We start from the raw sequence: 14,456 nt of genomic DNA, 5'->3' as shown, positions 1-14,456 counted from the left end.
GGTCGGGTGGACGGTGCGTCAGCGCACCCGAACCCGAGGATCGAGCGCCGCGTAGAGCAGGTCGGACAGCAGACCCGCGACCAGGACCAGGACCGCGGTGAACAGGGCGACCGCGGCGGTCGAGTTCACGTCGTTGCGGGTGATCGAGTTGATCAGGAGCTCGCCCATGCCGTGCCAGCCGAAGGTCTTCTCGGTGAAGGTGGCCCCGACGAACAGCAGCACGATGTTGAAGACCAGCAGCGGGACGACCGGCAGGATCGCGGTCCGCAGACCGTGCTTGACCAGTGCCGCGCGCCGCTTCAGGCCCTTGGCCCGGGCCGTCCGCAGGAAGTCGCTGCCGAGCACGTCGAGCATCGTGCTGCGCTGGTAGCGGCTGTAGAGGGCGATCTGAATGAGGATCAGGGTCAGGCCGGGAAGCAGCATGTGCTCGGCCCGGTTGCCCAGCGCGGCGAAGTCCCAGCGCCCGGCGAACTCCGGGTCGGTCTCGCCGGTGAAGTGGATGGTGCCCGCGCCCAGGAACTTCATGGTCAGCAGCTTGAGGAAGAGGCCGAGCACGAAGGTCGGCATCGCCAGGATGAAGAACGAGGCCAGGGTCGACGCCCGGTCGAAGAACTTGTACTGCTTGATCGCGCCGATCGTGCCGAGCGCGACGCCGCCGACCGAGCCGATCAGGGTCGCCAGCAGCAGCAGCCGGGTGGAGACGCCGATCCGGCGGCCCACCTCGTCGTTGACCGGCGAGCCGTCGATCGACTTGCCCAGGTCACCGTGGACGACGCCGTTCGCCCACGTGCCGAAGCGGCTGACGATCGGGGTGTCCGGGTTCATGTTGACGTCGTCGAGCGTCTTGCTGATGGTGCTCTTCGCCAACGGAGGGTTGCGGCCCTCGTAGTTCGCCTGCGGGTGCAGGCTGAGGCCGGCGATGAAATAGGAGAGAGATGCAGCAAGCGTGACCAGAATCAGATAATTGGCCAGCTTGCGCAGCATATAGCGACCCAAGGTGGTTCTCTCCCTCGTGCGGACCCGCGCTCACCGACGGAACAAGGCCCCGTCTGCGCGATCCGTGAGGATGGCGGCCGCTGCACAGAGTGCCTTGGGGCGTCTCGAATGTCGGACGTTTGGTCAGAAAGTCGGTCGCCGCTGTGGAACGGCTCGCTGCCACATCTTGCTGACCTGGTGAAGACTTGTCGACTGGCGTCGGATCAAAGATTGGTAACGCCGGATCCAATCCTTGAGGCAGGGACCGGTTTTGACCATGGGTTCTTCGGCATGACCCGCAGGCCACAAGGGGTTTTCCAGGTCCACACCGCCCCGGAACGCACGGTTCCGCTGGCGTGCGAACCTTGGGCCCGTATGTCCGGTTATATACCGCCAATGGCGAGGATTCGCCAGCAAATGACCCCTGGTGGGCGGCTTGATTGACGGTTGAACGGCGCCCGTCGCCGGAACGCGTGAACATGGCCTGAATTCATGCCTCCATGTCCGATAACCGGACGCTCCCGGCCGGACACCGTGGCACCGGATGCGCGAAGGCCGGGACCGGCTGCTCCCGGTCCCGGCCTCGCAGGCGGTCTGACAGTTTGTCAGACGTTGAACTTGAAGGTGCGGTCCTTGCCGGTTTTCTCGAAACCCCCGGCAATGGCGTCCGCGACGTCCTGCGCGGTGATGGTCACCAGGGCGCCGTTCTTGCGAATCTTGCTGTTGCCGAGCGTGCTGCTCATCGCGGCGTTCAGCTTGTCCAGGTCCCATTTGGGCACGATCTTGCCGGATTCGTCCGCCGCCAGCGTCAGCGTCTTCGCCGCCGTCGCCTTGCCGAACTCGAACTTCCGCGCCCCGACCGTGACGGTGACCGACCCCGCGGCCACCTGCTTGCCGAGGCCGTCGGCGGCCGCCTGAAGGGCGTCCTGGCCGATCCTGGGCTGAGCGTTCGTCAACTCCAGTGCCACCTCGCCGTCCGGACGCCCGGCGGCCCGGTTGCGGAAGGCCTGCTCCACCTGGTCCACCGCCCCGGCCGCGTTCAGGGTCTGCCCGGCCTTGCCCGGCACCACCTCGGGCTGCCCGGCGTCGGTGAACCGGACGAAGCCCTCCTGCAGCCCCTGCCCGGACCTGGAGGCGAGGGCGTCGAGGGCGGCCTTGAGCTTGGCCCGGTCGACCTTCACCTCCGGCGCGACGGCCTTGCTGCCGCCGGCCAGCGAGCCGATCACCTCGACCGGGTTGTAACTGTGCCTGGTGAGGGCGTCCACCGTGGCGGTGCTGTCGAAGCTCAGCCCGGAGCTGGCCGGGTCGAGCTCGACGGCCTGGCCGCCGACCTTCAGCTGCACCGGCCGCTGCGCGGTGGACCCGAGCGCCGCGTCCAGGGCGCTGACCGCCTGGTCGCGGGTGTCGCCGCCGATGTCGGTGCCGAGCACCGTGGTGCCCTCGGGAATGTCCGACTGGTTCATCATCAGCCCGGTGCCGTACGCCGCGGCGCCGGCGAACAGCAGCCCGCCCACCGCGTACACGACCAGCTTGGAGCCGCGGCCGCGGGACTTGGCGGCCTTCGCCGGGGCGGCCTGCGGGCGGTCCGTCTCGGGCTTCGGGTCGGTCTTCGGGTCGGCCGGCACCGGGGCGGTGCCCTGGGCCGCGTTCTGGCCCGGCCCCTGGGGGCCCGCCGGACCCGCGCCCGGAGGCGTCACGGCCCGTGGCGAGCCCGGGAACGGCTTCGCCGGCTCGTAGGGCACGTCGGCGAAGCGGCCGTTCGGCGGCTGCCCCTCGCCGGGCCGGCCGGCCGCCGGCCGTCCCCCCTGCTGGGGACGGTGCGGCGCCGAGAACGGGTCGGCCGGAGCGGCCGGCCCGAACGGGTCCGCCGGAGCGACCGGTGCGAACGGGTCGGCCGGCCCGAACGGATCGGCCGGGGCCGCCGGACGGGCGGCGCCGTACATGCCGTTGGCGGGCAGGCCGGATATGCCCACGGGCGGCGCGTCGTCACGGATCGGCTCGAAGCCGCCGATCTGGGTGTCCTCGGGCTCCTCGGCCGCCGCCGGGCGGCGCGGGCCGCCGTGGCCGTGGCCGGGCGGATGGCCGAACGGGTCGCCCTGCGGCCCGCGGGCGGGTGCCTGCGGTGCGGGCGACGGTGCCGGAGCGGTCGCGAACGGGTCGTTGCCGTAGGGGTCGGTGCCGAACGGCGCGGCGGGCGCCGGGCCCGAGCCGAACGGGTCCTCGGGCGCCGGGCCCGGCTGCGCCGCCGCGAACGGCGAGGCCGGAGCACCGGTCGGCCGGGGAGCTGGCGCGGGGGCCGGCGCCTGGCGCGGGCCGGGCTGGGACACGGTCTGGGCCGGGGCACCCGCGCCGGCCGCGACCGGGGCGGCGCTCTCCTGACGGCCCTTCTGGCGCGGCTTGAACCACTCGCCGGTCGACTCCGACTCGCTGGCGGGGGCGGCGGGGGCGGGGGCCGCCGCGGCGGCGGCACCGGGCCGGCGGCCGTCCTGCCACTCCGGCGGCAGGTTCGGCGCGGCGGCGGTCCGTGCGCCCGCGTCCATCACCCCGAGGACCGGGGAGGCGGCGCTGTCCGAGCGATGCCGGGGGCCCGGCGGCTGGCCCGGTCCGCCCGCGGGCGGCTCGGCGGGCGCGCCCTCGTTCTTCACGGGCGAGCGCACCACCACGGGCGGGATCGGCCGGGACCCGGGGATGTTGATCCGGATCCGGGTGGTCAGCGTGGTCTCGGTCTTGGGGAGGTCGCCGTCCGGCTCCTCGGGCGCCGCGGCGGGCTGCCCGGCCGGGCGGAATTGGTCGGCACCGAAGCCGCCGGGCACACCCGTGCCGTACGGCGGGGTGCCGGACGGGTAGGCGTCCGGGCCCTCCCCCCGCCGCCGGCCGGGGGTGCCCCCCTGCCGGGGCTGCGGGTTCGCGCTGTCAGGTTCGCGGCTGCTCAATGCTGCTCTGCTCCGGGTTCGCGCTCGCGCCTGGGGCGCCGACCGCGGGTTGTGGGGTGTCCGCCCTGCCCAACGGCGACTGCCGCCGCGCGAGGGAGCGGAGCGACCCCTCCGACACCAGCTTGTTCACGTGTTGGCTGTTGCGGTGGCGCTCGGCCACCGCGGGAGTGAGGTCGAAGGTACCTTCCCGCCCTGCTCCCGAGGCCGCCGGGGCCGACTGCTGCGGCACCACCTTACTGGGAAGCGGTGCCGGGCGACCGGGATCGGATAGAACCCGATACGTCCGAATCCTCCGGTATGAGACTACGGGCGGGGCCGGCTGACTGCCCGTTGCCGATCGGGCGGCGGAGCCAGGAAGCCGATGCCCGAACGGGTCGGCAGGGTCGCGCAGGCCACACCGCCCACCGACCCGAGGAACAGGTAGAGGTAGGAGGTCACCGCGGTGGAGAGCACCAGGTCCCCCTCCGGCCGCGGGGTCATCAGCACCAGCAGCACCGCGAACCATCCGGCCAGCGGGACGCCCGCGCCGAGCTTCGTCCCGGTCAGCCGCAGTCCGCCGTAGAACACCGCGAACGTACCGGCCAGCGCCAGCAGCAGACCGCCGGGAGCCCACAATTCCTGCACAAAGGCTCCGCACAGGGAGGCCAGCCCGCCCAGCACGAACAGCACCACGTAGCCGGTCACCCGGGCGCCGCGCGACGGCAGCGGCTCCGCCAGCCGCTCCGCCCGGCTGCCCAGCAGACTCCGCACCAGACGCCTGATCACCGCTGCTCCTCCAGGTCGAGGCCGGCGAACAGGTCGGTCTCCGGCTGCTCCGGGCCGGCCTTGCCGTGGACCAGCTGGTAGTACTCGGTCGCCACCAGCGGCTGCCCGAGGTCGTTGCTGAGGGCGAAGAACCGGCCGGCGACGGTGATCTGGGTCTCGTGCGCCCGCATCGCGGCGGCCTTCGCGCCCGCGTACGCCGTCCCGTCCAGCACCGTGGTGACCACCTCGTCGTCCACCACGCCGGGGACGTCGCCGGACTGCGCGACGCCGGGGAAGCCCCCCTCGGCGGCGGCCTCCCGCAGTCCCCGCTCGATCACCGAGCGCGGCATCCGGGCGTAGTAGACCTTCGCGATCCGCCAGGCCGGGCCGAGCTCCGCACGGAACCCGGGGTCGGCCGCCAGCTCGTACGCGCGCAGCGCTACCCGGTGCGCCTGGATGTGGTCCGGGTGCCCGTAGCCGCCGTTCTCGTCGTAGGTCACCAGCACCTGCGGCCGTACCTCGCGGACCACCGCCACCAGGTGGGCCGCCGCCTCGTCGACCCCGGCCCGCCAGAAGCAGCCGGGCACGTCGTTGTCGGGCACCCCCATCATCCCGGAGTCGCGGTAGCGGCCCGGGCCGCCCAGGAAGCGGAAGTCGGCGACGCCGAGCTCGCACATCGCGGCGGCCAGCTCGCCGATCCGGTGTTCGCCGAGGGTGCCGTCCCGATCGGCCGTCAGGTGCGCCAGGCCGGGCGGGATGACCTCGCCGCCCTCGCCGAGGGTGCAGGTCACCAGCGTGACCCGGGCACCCTCGGCGGCGTAGCGCGCCATGGTGGCGCCCGAGACGATCGACTCGTCGTCCGGATGGGCGTGCACCAGGAGCAGGCGTCGGGGCGGCTGGTGGTCGGCAGCGGTCATGACCGGCAGCCTACCGAGCGGGACGGGGTCAGAGTTTCAGGCCATTGATCATCCCTGCGACGTTGCTGGTCACCTGCTGGATCGACGGCGCGATCGAGCTGGACGCGAGGTAGAAGCCGAGCAGTGCGCAGATGATCGCGTGCGGCAGCTTGAGGCCGGATCTGCGGATCAGCAGCACCACGACGACCAGCATCAGGACAGCGGCGGAGATGGACAAAGCCATGACGGCTCACACCCCTTCTCGGGTGTGCCGCCCTCGGGAGGGGCGGCGGTCGGACCTGCGGGGACGTGCGGTCGACGGGGCCGGGGGGAACAGGACGGTCCGGCTCCGCATCGATGGGACAACTCATACCCGATCGGTGACCGGAGCATCACGTTCCGTCAGTCGCCCGCGCGCGGCGCCACCGGTCCGGGACGGCGCCGGGCCCGGTGGCGGCAGGGGGCCGGGGGCCCGTACGGCCCGATCCCGCGGGCTGCTCCGAACGAGTGATCAACGGCACCCCACCGCATAGGGTCTGGTGCCATGACCACCGACAACTCCGCGGACACCTTCCCCCGGCAGTACGCGCGCACCCTGCGCTTCACCGTCGGAGCGCCCCGTTCCTTCACCGTCGCACCCGACGGCTCCCGGGTCGCCTTCCTCCGTTCCGGCCCCGGCTCCGGCCGGGCCAACCTGCTCTGGACGGTGGACACCACCACCGGGGAGGAGCGGATCGCCGCCGACCCGGCCGTCCTGCTCGACGGCGGCGAGGAGCACCTCTCGGCGGCCGAGAAGGCACGCCGCGAGCGCAGCCGCGAGGGCTCGGCCGGCATCGTCGGATACGCCCTGGACGGTTCGGCGAAGCTCGCCGCGTTCGCCCTCTCCGGACGGCTCTTCGCGGCCGACCTCGACGCCGGGACCGCCCGCGAACTGCCCGCCGCCGGCCCGCTGGTCGACCCCCGGCCGTCGCCGGACGGCGCGTACGTCGCCTACGCCACCACCGCCGGCGAGCTGCGGGTCACCCGCACCGACGGCAGCGGCGACGCGGCCCTGGCCGCACCGGAGCGGGCCGGCGTGACCTGGGGGCAGGCCGAGTTCATCGCCCAGGAGGAGATGGACCGCGACCGCGGCTTCTGGTGGTCGCCCACCGGCGACCGGCTGATCGTCGCCCGGGCCGACGACGCCCCGGTGCGGCGCTGGTGGATCGCCGACCCGGCCAACCCGGCCAGCGTCCCCGCCGAGATCGCCTACCCGGCGGCCGGCACCCCCAACGCCGAGGTCGGCCTCTGGCTGATCGACCTGGCCGGCGGGCGCACCGAGGTCGACTGGGACCGCGAGGCCTTCCCCTACCTGGCCCGGGTGCACTGGTCGGCCGGCGGCCCGCCGCTGCTCCTGGTCCAGTCCCGCGACCAGCGCAGCCAGCAGATCCGCACGGTGGACCCGGCCACCGGCGCCACCGAGCTGCTGCTGGCCGAGCGGGACGACGTCTGGCACGACCTCTTCCCCGGGGTGCCCGCCTGGACCCCGGACGGGCGGCTGGTCCGGATCAGCGACGAGGGTGGCGTCCGGGCGCTGGTGGTCGGCGACCGCACGGTCACCGACGCCGCGCTGCACGTCCGCTCGGTCGTCGCGGTCACCGGGGACGCCGTGCTGTTCAGCGCCTCCGCCGGGGACACCGACCGGGAGCTGCCGCCGGGCTGGCAGGGCCTGTTCCGGGCCGACGCGGACGGCGTCCGGCCGTTCGCGCCGGGCGGCGACGGCGCGGCCTCGGCCGTCCACGCGGGCGGGGTCACGGTGCTCGCCACCAGCTCGACCGAGCGGCCCGGCACCACCGTCCGGGTGCTGCGCGGCGACGAGGTGCTCGCCACCGTCGCCTCGTACGCGGAGACCCCGCTGCTCACCGCCCGCCCGCTGTTCCGGTTCGCCGGCGAGCGGCGGATCCCGTCCGCGGTCTTCCTGCCCACCGGGTACGACGCCGGCCGGGACGGCCCGCTGCCCGTCCTGATGGACCCGTACGGCGGGCCTCACGGCCAGCGGGTGGTCCGGGCGCACAACCCGCACCTCACCTCGCAGTGGTTCGCCGACCAGGGCTTCGCCGTGGTGGTGGCGGACGGGCGCGGCACCCCCGGGCGCAGCCCCGGCTGGGAGAAGTCGATCGCCTTCGACGTCGCCGCGGTCACCCTCGACGACCAGGTCGAGGCCCTCCGCGCGCTGGCCGAGGAGTTCCCGCTGGACCTCGGCCGGGTGGCGATCCGCGGCTGGTCGTACGGCGGTTACCTGGCCGCGCTCGCGGTGCTGCGCCGCCCCGACGTGTTCCACGCGGCCGTGTCCGGCGCGCCGGTGACGGACTGGCAGCTCTACGACACCCACTACACCGAGCGCTACCTCGGCCACCCCGAGGAGCGGCCGGAGGTGTACCGGGCCAACTCGCTGATCGAGGACGCGCCGAAGCTGGAGCGGCCGCTGATGATCGTCCACGGGCTGGCCGACGACAACGTGGTGGCCGCGCACACCCTGCGGCTGTCCTCCGCGCTGCTGGCCGCCGGGCGCCGGCACGCCGTGCTGCCGCTCTCCGGGGTCACCCACATGACGCCGCAGGAGCAGGTGGCGGAGAACCTGCTGCTGCTCCAGGTGGACTTCCTGAAGCGGTCGTTGGCCGGCTGAGGCCCCCGTCGACGGCCGGGCCCGCCTCGCCGGGCCCGGCCGTCGGCATGACATCCGTCATGCCGAGGACACGACGGCCCACACTGCCCCGCGGCCGCGGCCCGGAGGAGTCTTGACGAGTCGGGCCGAACGGCGGCCGGCGACGGAGAGGACCGGGGGCACGGATGAGTACGGTGGCACGGACACGCGAGGGCGAGGTCGCCGCGTTCCGCAACGTCAGCAAGAGCTACGGCCGGGTCAGCGCGGTCAGCGGACTCGACCTGGTCCTGCGGCCCGGCGAGACGGTGGCGCTGCTCGGCCCCAACGGCGCGGGCAAGTCCAGCAGCCTGGACCTGCTGCTCGGCCTGCGCGAGCCCGACCGGGGCAGCGTCTCGCTGTTCGGCGGGAGCCCGAGGGCGGCGATCGAGGCCGGCCGGGTCGGCGCGATGCTGCAGAGCGGCGGCCTGATGAACGACGTCAAGGTGCGCGAACTGGTCCGGTTCGCCTGCGCCGTCCACCCGCGCGGCCACCGGCCCGAGCAGGTGCTGAGCGACGCCGGCATCGGCGAGCTCGCCGACCGCAGGGTCGACAGGCTCTCCGGCGGCCAGGAGCAGCGGGTGCGGTTCGCGCTGGCGATCGCCGGTGCCAACGACCTGATCGTGCTGGACGAGCCGACCACCGGGATGGACGTCTCGGTGCGGCAGGCCTTCTGGGCCACCATGCGGGCGCAGGCCGAGGCCGGCCGCACGGTGCTGTTCGCCACCCACTACCTGGAGGAGGCGGACTCGATCGCCGACCGGGTGCTGGTCCTGCACAAGGGCCGGCTGATCGCCGACGGCACCTCCGCGGAGATCAAGGCCAGGGCGGGCGCCCGCCGGATCGGCTTCGAGCTGCACCCCGGGGACGGCCCGTTCGAGGAGTCGGTGCTGCGCGCCCTGCCGGGCACCGTCGGCCTGGACGTGACGGGGCCGGCCGGCGGTGTGCGGACGGTGCGGATCCGCACCACCGATGCCGACGCGGGCGTCGCGGGCCTGTACCGGGCCGGGCTGTACCCGCGCGGTCTGGAGGTCACCGGGCTGGGCCTGGAGCAGGCCTTCCTGACCATCACCGGCGACGAGGACGACCGGGACGACCGGGACACCGACACCGACACGGACACCGCCACCCACACCGCCGAGGAGAGCGCGCGATGACCACCCTGATCCAGCTGGAGATCGTGCGCACCCTGCGCAACAAGCGGTACCTGATGTTCACGCTGCTCTACCCGGCGCTGCTCTACGTCTTCTTCATCAGTGCCTACAGCGGCGGCACGGTGGCCGGCGGGGTGAGTGCCAAGAGCTACTTCATGGTCTCGATGGCCACGTTCGGCGCCGTCGGCGCGGTGCTCACCGGCTCCGCGCAGCGGATCTCGCTGGAGCGCAAGAGCGGGTGGGTGCGCCAGCTGCGGCTGACCGCGCTGCCCGGCCGGGCCTACACCCTGGGCAAGATCGCCTCCTGCGCCGTCACCACGCTGCCGGCGATCGCCGTGGTCTTCGCGATCGGTGCGGTCGAGGGGGTCTCGCTCTCCGCGGCGCAGTGGCTCGGCCTGGGCCTGGCGCTGTGGCTGGGCAGCTTCGTCTTCGCCGCGCTCGGCGTGGCCCTCGGCTACGCGGCCGAACCGGACGCGGTGCAGCCCGTGGTGATGATCGTCTACATGCTGATGGCGCTGTTCGGCGGCACCTGGTTCCCGGTCTCCGACTCGCTGAAGGCCTTCGCCCGGTTCAACCCGGTGTACCTCTACAACGAGCTGGCCTCCTTCGTGCAGCCCGGGCAGTCGCTGAACACCGGCGCGATCGCGGGTCTGGCCGGTTTCCTGGCCGTGTTCGTGGCCGCGGCGGCCTTCCTGTACCGCAAGGACAGCAGGACGGCATGATGGCCACCATGCCGAACCAGCTCCCGTCCCACCGCCCCGTCGATCCCGGGGAGGAGGGGCGGGAGCCCGGCTCGTTCGGGACGGTACCGGGAGCGCCGGTGGAGAACCGGCGGCAGCTGCTGGTCAAGCTCAGCTGGATGTCGCTGTGGATGATCTACCTCGTCTACCCGGTGAAGGACCTGACCGGCGGCGGCCACGGCACCGCGGCCGTGGTGGCCGGCTCGCTCGCGCTGGCGGTCTTCGTCGCGGCGTACCTGTCGCTGGTGGCGATCCGCTCGACCAGGCCCGACGGCTGGTACGGCAAGTACGTGGCGGTCGCCGGGATGCTGGTGATCGCGATCGTGACCTCCTTCACCCTCGGCGAGTCCTGGCTGACGCTGTTCACCTACACCTCGGTCTGCGTGGCCACCGTGCTGCCGGCGGGGCTGGGCGTCCGCGGGGTGATCGCGGTCACCCTGCTCACGCTGGCGATCGCGCTGCTGGTGCGGGCCGAGAGCGACACCCTGGTGGCGATCCTGCTGCCCTGCTTCCTCAGCGGCCTCGCGATGACCGGCCTCCAGCGGCTGATCTCCACCATGCGCGAACTGCGCGAGGCCCGCGCGACGGTGGCCCACCTGGCCGCCTCGGAGGAGCGCCTGCGGCTCGCCCGCGACCTGCACGACCTGCTCGGGCACTCGCTCTCGCTGATCACCATCAAGAGCGAGCTGGCCGGCCGCTTCCTGGACCAGGACAAGCAGACCGAGGCGCGGGCCCAGGTCGCCGACATCGAGAAGGTCGCCCGGCAGTCGCTGATCGACGTGCGGGAGGCGGTCAGCGGTTTCCGGCGGCCCACCCTGCCGGTCGAACTGGCCGCGGCCCGGACGGCGTTGGCCACCGCCCAGGTCGACCTGGAGGTGGACCGGGCGGTGGCCGAGGGCCGTCCGGGGCTCGGCGCCGAGGAGGCCGGCGCGCTCGCCTGGGCGCTGCGGGAGGCCGTCACCAACATCGTCCGGCACGGCGAGGGGGCCACCGTGTGCACCGTCACGCTGGACGAGGTGTGGGAGGGCGACGGTGAGCGGTACGCCGTCCTGGAGGTCGCCGACGACGGCCGGGGGCCGGGCAAGTCCGGCCCGGGGAACGGCCTTTCGGGTCTGTCGGAGCGGCTGGCGCTGGTCGGCGGACGGTTGGAGAGCGGCGCCGGGCCGCGCGGGAAGGGCTTCCGGATCCGGGCGTTGGTGCCGCTGCGGACCGTGCCGGTGGGTGCGGCCGATAGTCTGCGCGAGTGATCAGAGTTCTGCTGGCGGAGGATCAGGGGATGGTCCGGGAGGCGCTCGCCGCGCTGCTCGGCCTGGAGGGTGACATCGACGTCGTCGCGCAGGTGGCGCGCGGCGACGAGGTGGTGGCCGCGGCCGTCGAGCACGACGTCGAGGTCGCCGTCCTGGACATCGAGATGCCCGGGATGACCGGCATCGAGGCGGCCGCCGAGCTGCGCCGGGCCCGGCCGCAGACCAAGGTGGTGATCGCCACCACCTTCGGCCGCCCCGGGTACCTGCGCCGGGCGATGGAGGCGGGGGCCGACGCCTTCCTGGTCAAGGACGCGCCGGCGGCCGAACTGGCCGAGGCGGTCCGGCGGGTGCTGCGCGGGGAACGGGTGATCGACCCGGCGCTGGCCGCGGCGGCGCTGGCCGAGGGGGCCAACCCGCTGACCGGCCGCGAGCGGGACGTCCTGGCGGCGGCCGCCGACGGATCGGTCAACGCGGACGTCGCGCGCCGGCTGCACCTGTCGGAGGGCACGGTGCGCAACTACCTCTCGATGGCGATCCAGAAGACCGGCGCGCGCAACCGGGCGGAGGCGGTCCGGGTGGCCCGGGAGAAGGGCTGGCTGTGACGTACCGTCAGTTCAGCCGGTGCCGGGCCGCCTTGGCCTCCTGGCGGACCCGCTGGGCCGCCTCGGGGTCGAAGGCGTCCAGGATCTCGGCGTAGGAGTCCATCTCGGCCGCCCCGGCCAGGAAGTCCCCGGTGCGGACGAGCAGTTCGGCCCGCTCCAGGCGGAGCTGGGCCGGGTGCCGGGGGAGCAGCAGGGCGAGCTCGGTGGCCCACAGCTGGGTGCGGCCGTGCTCCGGCCGGTCGGCCGCCCAGCCGCGGATGTTCGCCAGCACCCGCAGCACGACGTCCAGCGGCTGGGCGGGCGAGAGCATGTCGGGGCTGAAACGCTGCCCGGCGGCCTGCACCAGCCGGGCCGCGTCCTGGAGGTCCAGCAGCCGCCCGCCGTGGAACGGATCGGCCAGCACGAACTCCTCGCCGGCCTCCGGCCCGCCGACCGCGACGATGAAGTGGCCGGGCAGGGCGATGCCGTGCACGGTCAGCCCGGCCCGGGCGGCGACCGCGCACCAGACCAGCGAGAGCGTGATCGGCAGCCCGCGCCGGCGGCGCAGCACGTCCGGCAGGAGCGAGGACTCCAGCCGCCGGTAGTCCGCCTGCCGCCCGTGGAAGCGCTCGCGTCCGCCGAGGACGGCCGCCAGCAGCGCGGCGGTCTCGGCGGGCCCGCCGGGCGCGCGCTCCCGGACGGCGTGCCGGATCGCGGCGGCGTGCCGGTCCAGGGCCGCGTGGCAGGCCGAGAGCAGGGTGTCCAGGGTCGGCGGCTCGTCCGGGCCCTCCGGGCGGCCGAGGTCGCCCAGGGTGTGCTCGGCGGCGGCCAGGAGGCAGAGCAGCACCGGGTCGGGGTGCTCGGCCCTGGCCTCGGTACGGAAGCGGGATCTGCTCTGCTCGGTCACAGCAGCCTTCATCGGTACGGGAGGGGCGGCGGGCGGTACGTGCGGGCACGTGAGGGTCGTGGCGGGCGGGCGGTGCCTACGGGTGCGGTGCGGGCGGTGCGGTGCGTACGGGTGCGGTGCGGGTGCTACCGCGCTGAGAGGCGGGCGTAGTGGTAAGTGTGACTGGTCGTGAAGCCCAGCCGGTCGTAGAGCGCCAGAGCGGTGTCGTTCTCGGCCTCGACCTGGAGGTAGCCGCCGCGCGCACCCTCCTCGGCGGCGCGGGCGGCGAGCACGCCCATCACCGTGGTGGCCAGGCCGCGGCGACGGGCCGCGGGCGCGACCTCGACGGCGCTGAAGCAGGCCCAGTCGCCGTCCACCGCGAGGCGTCCGATCGCCAGCGGCGGCGCGCCGGCCTCCGGGCCGGGGACGGTGGCGAACCACACCGAGGGACCGCCATGGATCACCCGGCGGGCGGCGCGCTCGACCTCGGGGTCGGCGGTGACCCGGCGGTAGAGCGACATCCAGGCGGCGTCGGCCGTCCTGGAGAGCCGCACGGCCCGCGAGTCCCGGGCCGCGCGGGCGAGCGGTGCGAGCGGCGCCACCCGGACCTGGGTGGGCGCCAGGACCGCCCCGGCGCGTTCGAGTTCGGCCGCCAGCGCGGGCGGCGAGCCGGGGGTGAGCACCTCGACGTGGGCGGGCAGGCCGCGGGCGGCGTACCAGTCGCGGACGGCGTCCAGGGCGGCCGGCAGCGGCAGCCCGGGGTCGCCGAGGGCCTGCACGGAGTTGGCCCGGCGGGTGAAGCCGGCCGAGGCGCGCAGCGTCCACTCGCCGAGCGGCTCCTGCTCGACGGCGGGCCAGCCGGCCGCGGCGATCCGCTGGAGCTCGACGGGCGTGGTCTCGGGCAACGGTGCCCGCCGGGCGGGGAAGAGCGGCACCGTCTTGCCCGCGACCAGCAGGCCGGGCGGGAAGGTGACCGGCTCGCCGCTGCGCGGAACCACGGTCAGTTCATGATCGTTCCAGGCGACGAGCACGCCGATCACGTCGCGGAGGACCGGGCGCCCGTCGACCGGCTCCGACATCCGGCGCACGGACACCCGCAGACCCACGTCAGAACGGTCTATCCGGACCTCCGGACGGCCGTCCGCCGGGATTCCACCAGTCCTCAAGGGCACCTCCTGTGCATTTGTGGTCCCTGACCCGCGATACTAGGTGCGGGCATCGACGACGCCGCGCTCACCCGCGCGACCGAGTAAACAGTAGGGCGGCAGCCCTTCCGAGGAGGAACGACAGCGTGACCTACGTCATCGCGCAGCCTTGTGTCGACGTCAAGGACAAGGCGTGCATCGAAGAGTGCCCGGTTGACTGCATCTACGAGGGCAAGCGCTCTCTTTACATCCACCCGGATGAGTGTGTCGACTGTGGCGCGTGCGAGCCGGTCTGCCCGGTCGAGGCGATCTTCTACGAGGACGACACTCCGGAGGAGTGGAAGGACTACTACAAGGCGAACGTCGAGTTCTTCGACGACCTCGGTTCGCCCGGTGGTGCCTCGAAGCTCGGTGTGATCGACTCCGACCACCCGTTCATCGCCGCTCTGCCTCCGCAGAACGCCGACCACTGAAC

The 14,456-nt window shown here is 73.7% G+C and carries 13 protein-coding genes; 6 read left to right on the top strand and 7 right to left on the bottom strand.

Annotated features, from left to right (window positions below):
• Positions 1 to 18 precede the first annotated feature (18 nt).
• The 5 genes from ACIOFR_RS24175 to ACIOFR_RS24155 all read right to left on the bottom strand — a co-directional run bounded on the left by ACIOFR_RS24175 (position 19) and on the right by ACIOFR_RS24155 (position 5,792).
• A complete protein-coding gene (locus ACIOFR_RS24175) occupies positions 19 to 996 on the bottom strand; it encodes an ABC transporter permease (protein ID WP_401000594.1) in 978 nt (325 codons plus the stop codon).
• 584 nt (positions 997 to 1,580) lie between these two features.
• The gene (locus ACIOFR_RS24170) at positions 1,581 to 3,908 is read right to left on the bottom strand and encodes a hypothetical protein (protein ID WP_401000592.1); all 2,328 of its coding nucleotides are present in this window, start codon (positions 3,906 to 3,908) and stop codon (positions 1,581 to 1,583) included.
• 303 nt (positions 3,909 to 4,211) lie between these two features.
• Complete coding sequence (locus ACIOFR_RS24165; protein ID WP_401000590.1) at positions 4,212 to 4,673, bottom strand: DUF6113 family protein; 462 nt, start codon at positions 4,671 to 4,673, stop codon at positions 4,212 to 4,214.
• Complete coding sequence (mshB, locus tag ACIOFR_RS24160; protein WP_401000588.1) at positions 4,670 to 5,569, bottom strand: N-acetyl-1-D-myo-inositol-2-amino-2-deoxy-alpha-D-glucopyranoside deacetylase; 900 nt, start codon at positions 5,567 to 5,569, stop codon at positions 4,670 to 4,672. Before mshB ends, ACIOFR_RS24165 begins: the two co-directional genes overlap by 4 nt.
• A 28-nt stretch (positions 5,570 to 5,597) precedes the next feature.
• On the bottom strand, positions 5,598 to 5,792 hold the full coding sequence (locus tag ACIOFR_RS24155) for a DUF2304 domain-containing protein (RefSeq protein ID WP_371498909.1): 195 nt from the start codon (positions 5,790 to 5,792) through the stop codon (positions 5,598 to 5,600).
• Between the two features lie 300 nt (positions 5,793 to 6,092).
• Here ACIOFR_RS24155 and ACIOFR_RS24150 point away from each other — a divergent pair, with 300 nt between their 5' ends.
• The 5 genes from ACIOFR_RS24150 to ACIOFR_RS24130 all read left to right on the top strand — a co-directional run bounded on the left by ACIOFR_RS24150 (position 6,093) and on the right by ACIOFR_RS24130 (position 11,971).
• A complete protein-coding gene (locus ACIOFR_RS24150) occupies positions 6,093 to 8,213 on the top strand; it encodes an alpha/beta fold hydrolase (RefSeq protein ID WP_401000585.1) in 2,121 nt (706 codons plus the stop codon).
• A 164-nt stretch (positions 8,214 to 8,377) separates the two neighbouring features.
• Positions 8,378 to 9,385, top strand: coding sequence for an ABC transporter ATP-binding protein (locus tag ACIOFR_RS24145; protein WP_401000583.1), 1,008 nt, complete (start codon positions 8,378 to 8,380; stop codon positions 9,383 to 9,385).
• The gene (locus ACIOFR_RS24140; RefSeq protein WP_401000581.1) at positions 9,382 to 10,104 is read left to right on the top strand and encodes an ABC transporter permease; all 723 of its coding nucleotides are present in this window, start codon (positions 9,382 to 9,384) and stop codon (positions 10,102 to 10,104) included. The genes ACIOFR_RS24145 and ACIOFR_RS24140 overlap by 4 nt, the downstream gene beginning before the upstream one ends.
• Positions 10,105 to 10,112: 8 nt before the next feature.
• Positions 10,113 to 11,369, top strand: a complete 1,257-nt coding sequence (locus ACIOFR_RS24135) for a sensor histidine kinase (RefSeq protein ID WP_401000579.1) — start codon at positions 10,113 to 10,115, stop codon at positions 11,367 to 11,369.
• A gap of 29 nt (positions 11,370 to 11,398) precedes the next feature.
• Positions 11,399 to 11,971 (top strand): DNA-binding response regulator, encoded by a 573-nt coding sequence (locus ACIOFR_RS24130; protein ID WP_401000722.1) that lies wholly within the window; start codon positions 11,399 to 11,401, stop codon positions 11,969 to 11,971.
• A 7-nt stretch (positions 11,972 to 11,978) separates the two neighbouring features.
• Here ACIOFR_RS24130 and ACIOFR_RS24125 read toward each other — a convergent pair whose 3' ends face one another.
• Positions 11,979 to 12,857: a transglutaminase family protein gene (locus tag ACIOFR_RS24125; RefSeq protein WP_401000577.1), complete on the bottom strand. Its 879-nt coding sequence runs from the start codon at positions 12,855 to 12,857 to the stop codon at positions 11,979 to 11,981.
• A 125-nt stretch (positions 12,858 to 12,982) separates the two neighbouring features.
• Positions 12,983 to 13,915: a GNAT family N-acetyltransferase gene (locus ACIOFR_RS24120; protein ID WP_401000575.1), complete on the bottom strand. Its 933-nt coding sequence runs from the start codon at positions 13,913 to 13,915 to the stop codon at positions 12,983 to 12,985.
• A 212-nt stretch (positions 13,916 to 14,127) separates the two neighbouring features.
• On the opposite strand from ACIOFR_RS24120, the gene fdxA reads away from it, so the two are divergent.
• On the top strand, positions 14,128 to 14,454 hold the full coding sequence (fdxA, locus tag ACIOFR_RS24115; RefSeq protein WP_345282199.1) for a ferredoxin: 327 nt from the start codon (positions 14,128 to 14,130) through the stop codon (positions 14,452 to 14,454).
• Positions 14,455 to 14,456 lie beyond the last annotated feature (2 nt).

Source organism: Kitasatospora sp. NPDC088346, from assembly GCF_044740765.1.
Classification (GTDB): Bacteria; Actinomycetota; Actinomycetes; order Streptomycetales; family Streptomycetaceae; genus Kitasatospora.
This window is presented reverse-complemented; position numbering and strand designations above follow the sequence as displayed.

What these genes read in the sequence shown, in the direction of transcription:
- ACIOFR_RS24155 (WP_371498909.1), bottom strand. Translation starts at nt 5,792, where the DNA reads ATGGCTTTGTCCATCTCCGCCGCTGTCCTGATGCTGGTCGTCGTGGTG.
- ACIOFR_RS24135 (WP_401000579.1), top strand. Translation starts at nt 10,113, where the DNA reads ATGCCGAACCAGCTCCCGTCCCACCGCCCCGTCGATCCCGGGGAGGAG.
- ACIOFR_RS24145 (WP_401000583.1), top strand. Translation starts at nt 8,378, where the DNA reads ATGAGTACGGTGGCACGGACACGCGAGGGCGAGGTCGCCGCGTTCCGC.
- ACIOFR_RS24130 (WP_401000722.1), top strand. Translation starts at nt 11,399, where the DNA reads ATGGTCCGGGAGGCGCTCGCCGCGCTGCTCGGCCTGGAGGGTGACATC.
- ACIOFR_RS24120 (WP_401000575.1), bottom strand. Translation starts at nt 13,915, where the DNA reads ATGTCGGAGCCGGTCGACGGGCGCCCGGTCCTCCGCGACGTGATCGGC.
- ACIOFR_RS24140 (WP_401000581.1), top strand. Translation starts at nt 9,382, where the DNA reads ATGACCACCCTGATCCAGCTGGAGATCGTGCGCACCCTGCGCAACAAG.
- ACIOFR_RS24150 (WP_401000585.1), top strand. Translation starts at nt 6,093, where the DNA reads ATGACCACCGACAACTCCGCGGACACCTTCCCCCGGCAGTACGCGCGC.
- mshB (WP_401000588.1), bottom strand. Translation starts at nt 5,569, where the DNA reads ATGACCGCTGCCGACCACCAGCCGCCCCGACGCCTGCTCCTGGTGCAC.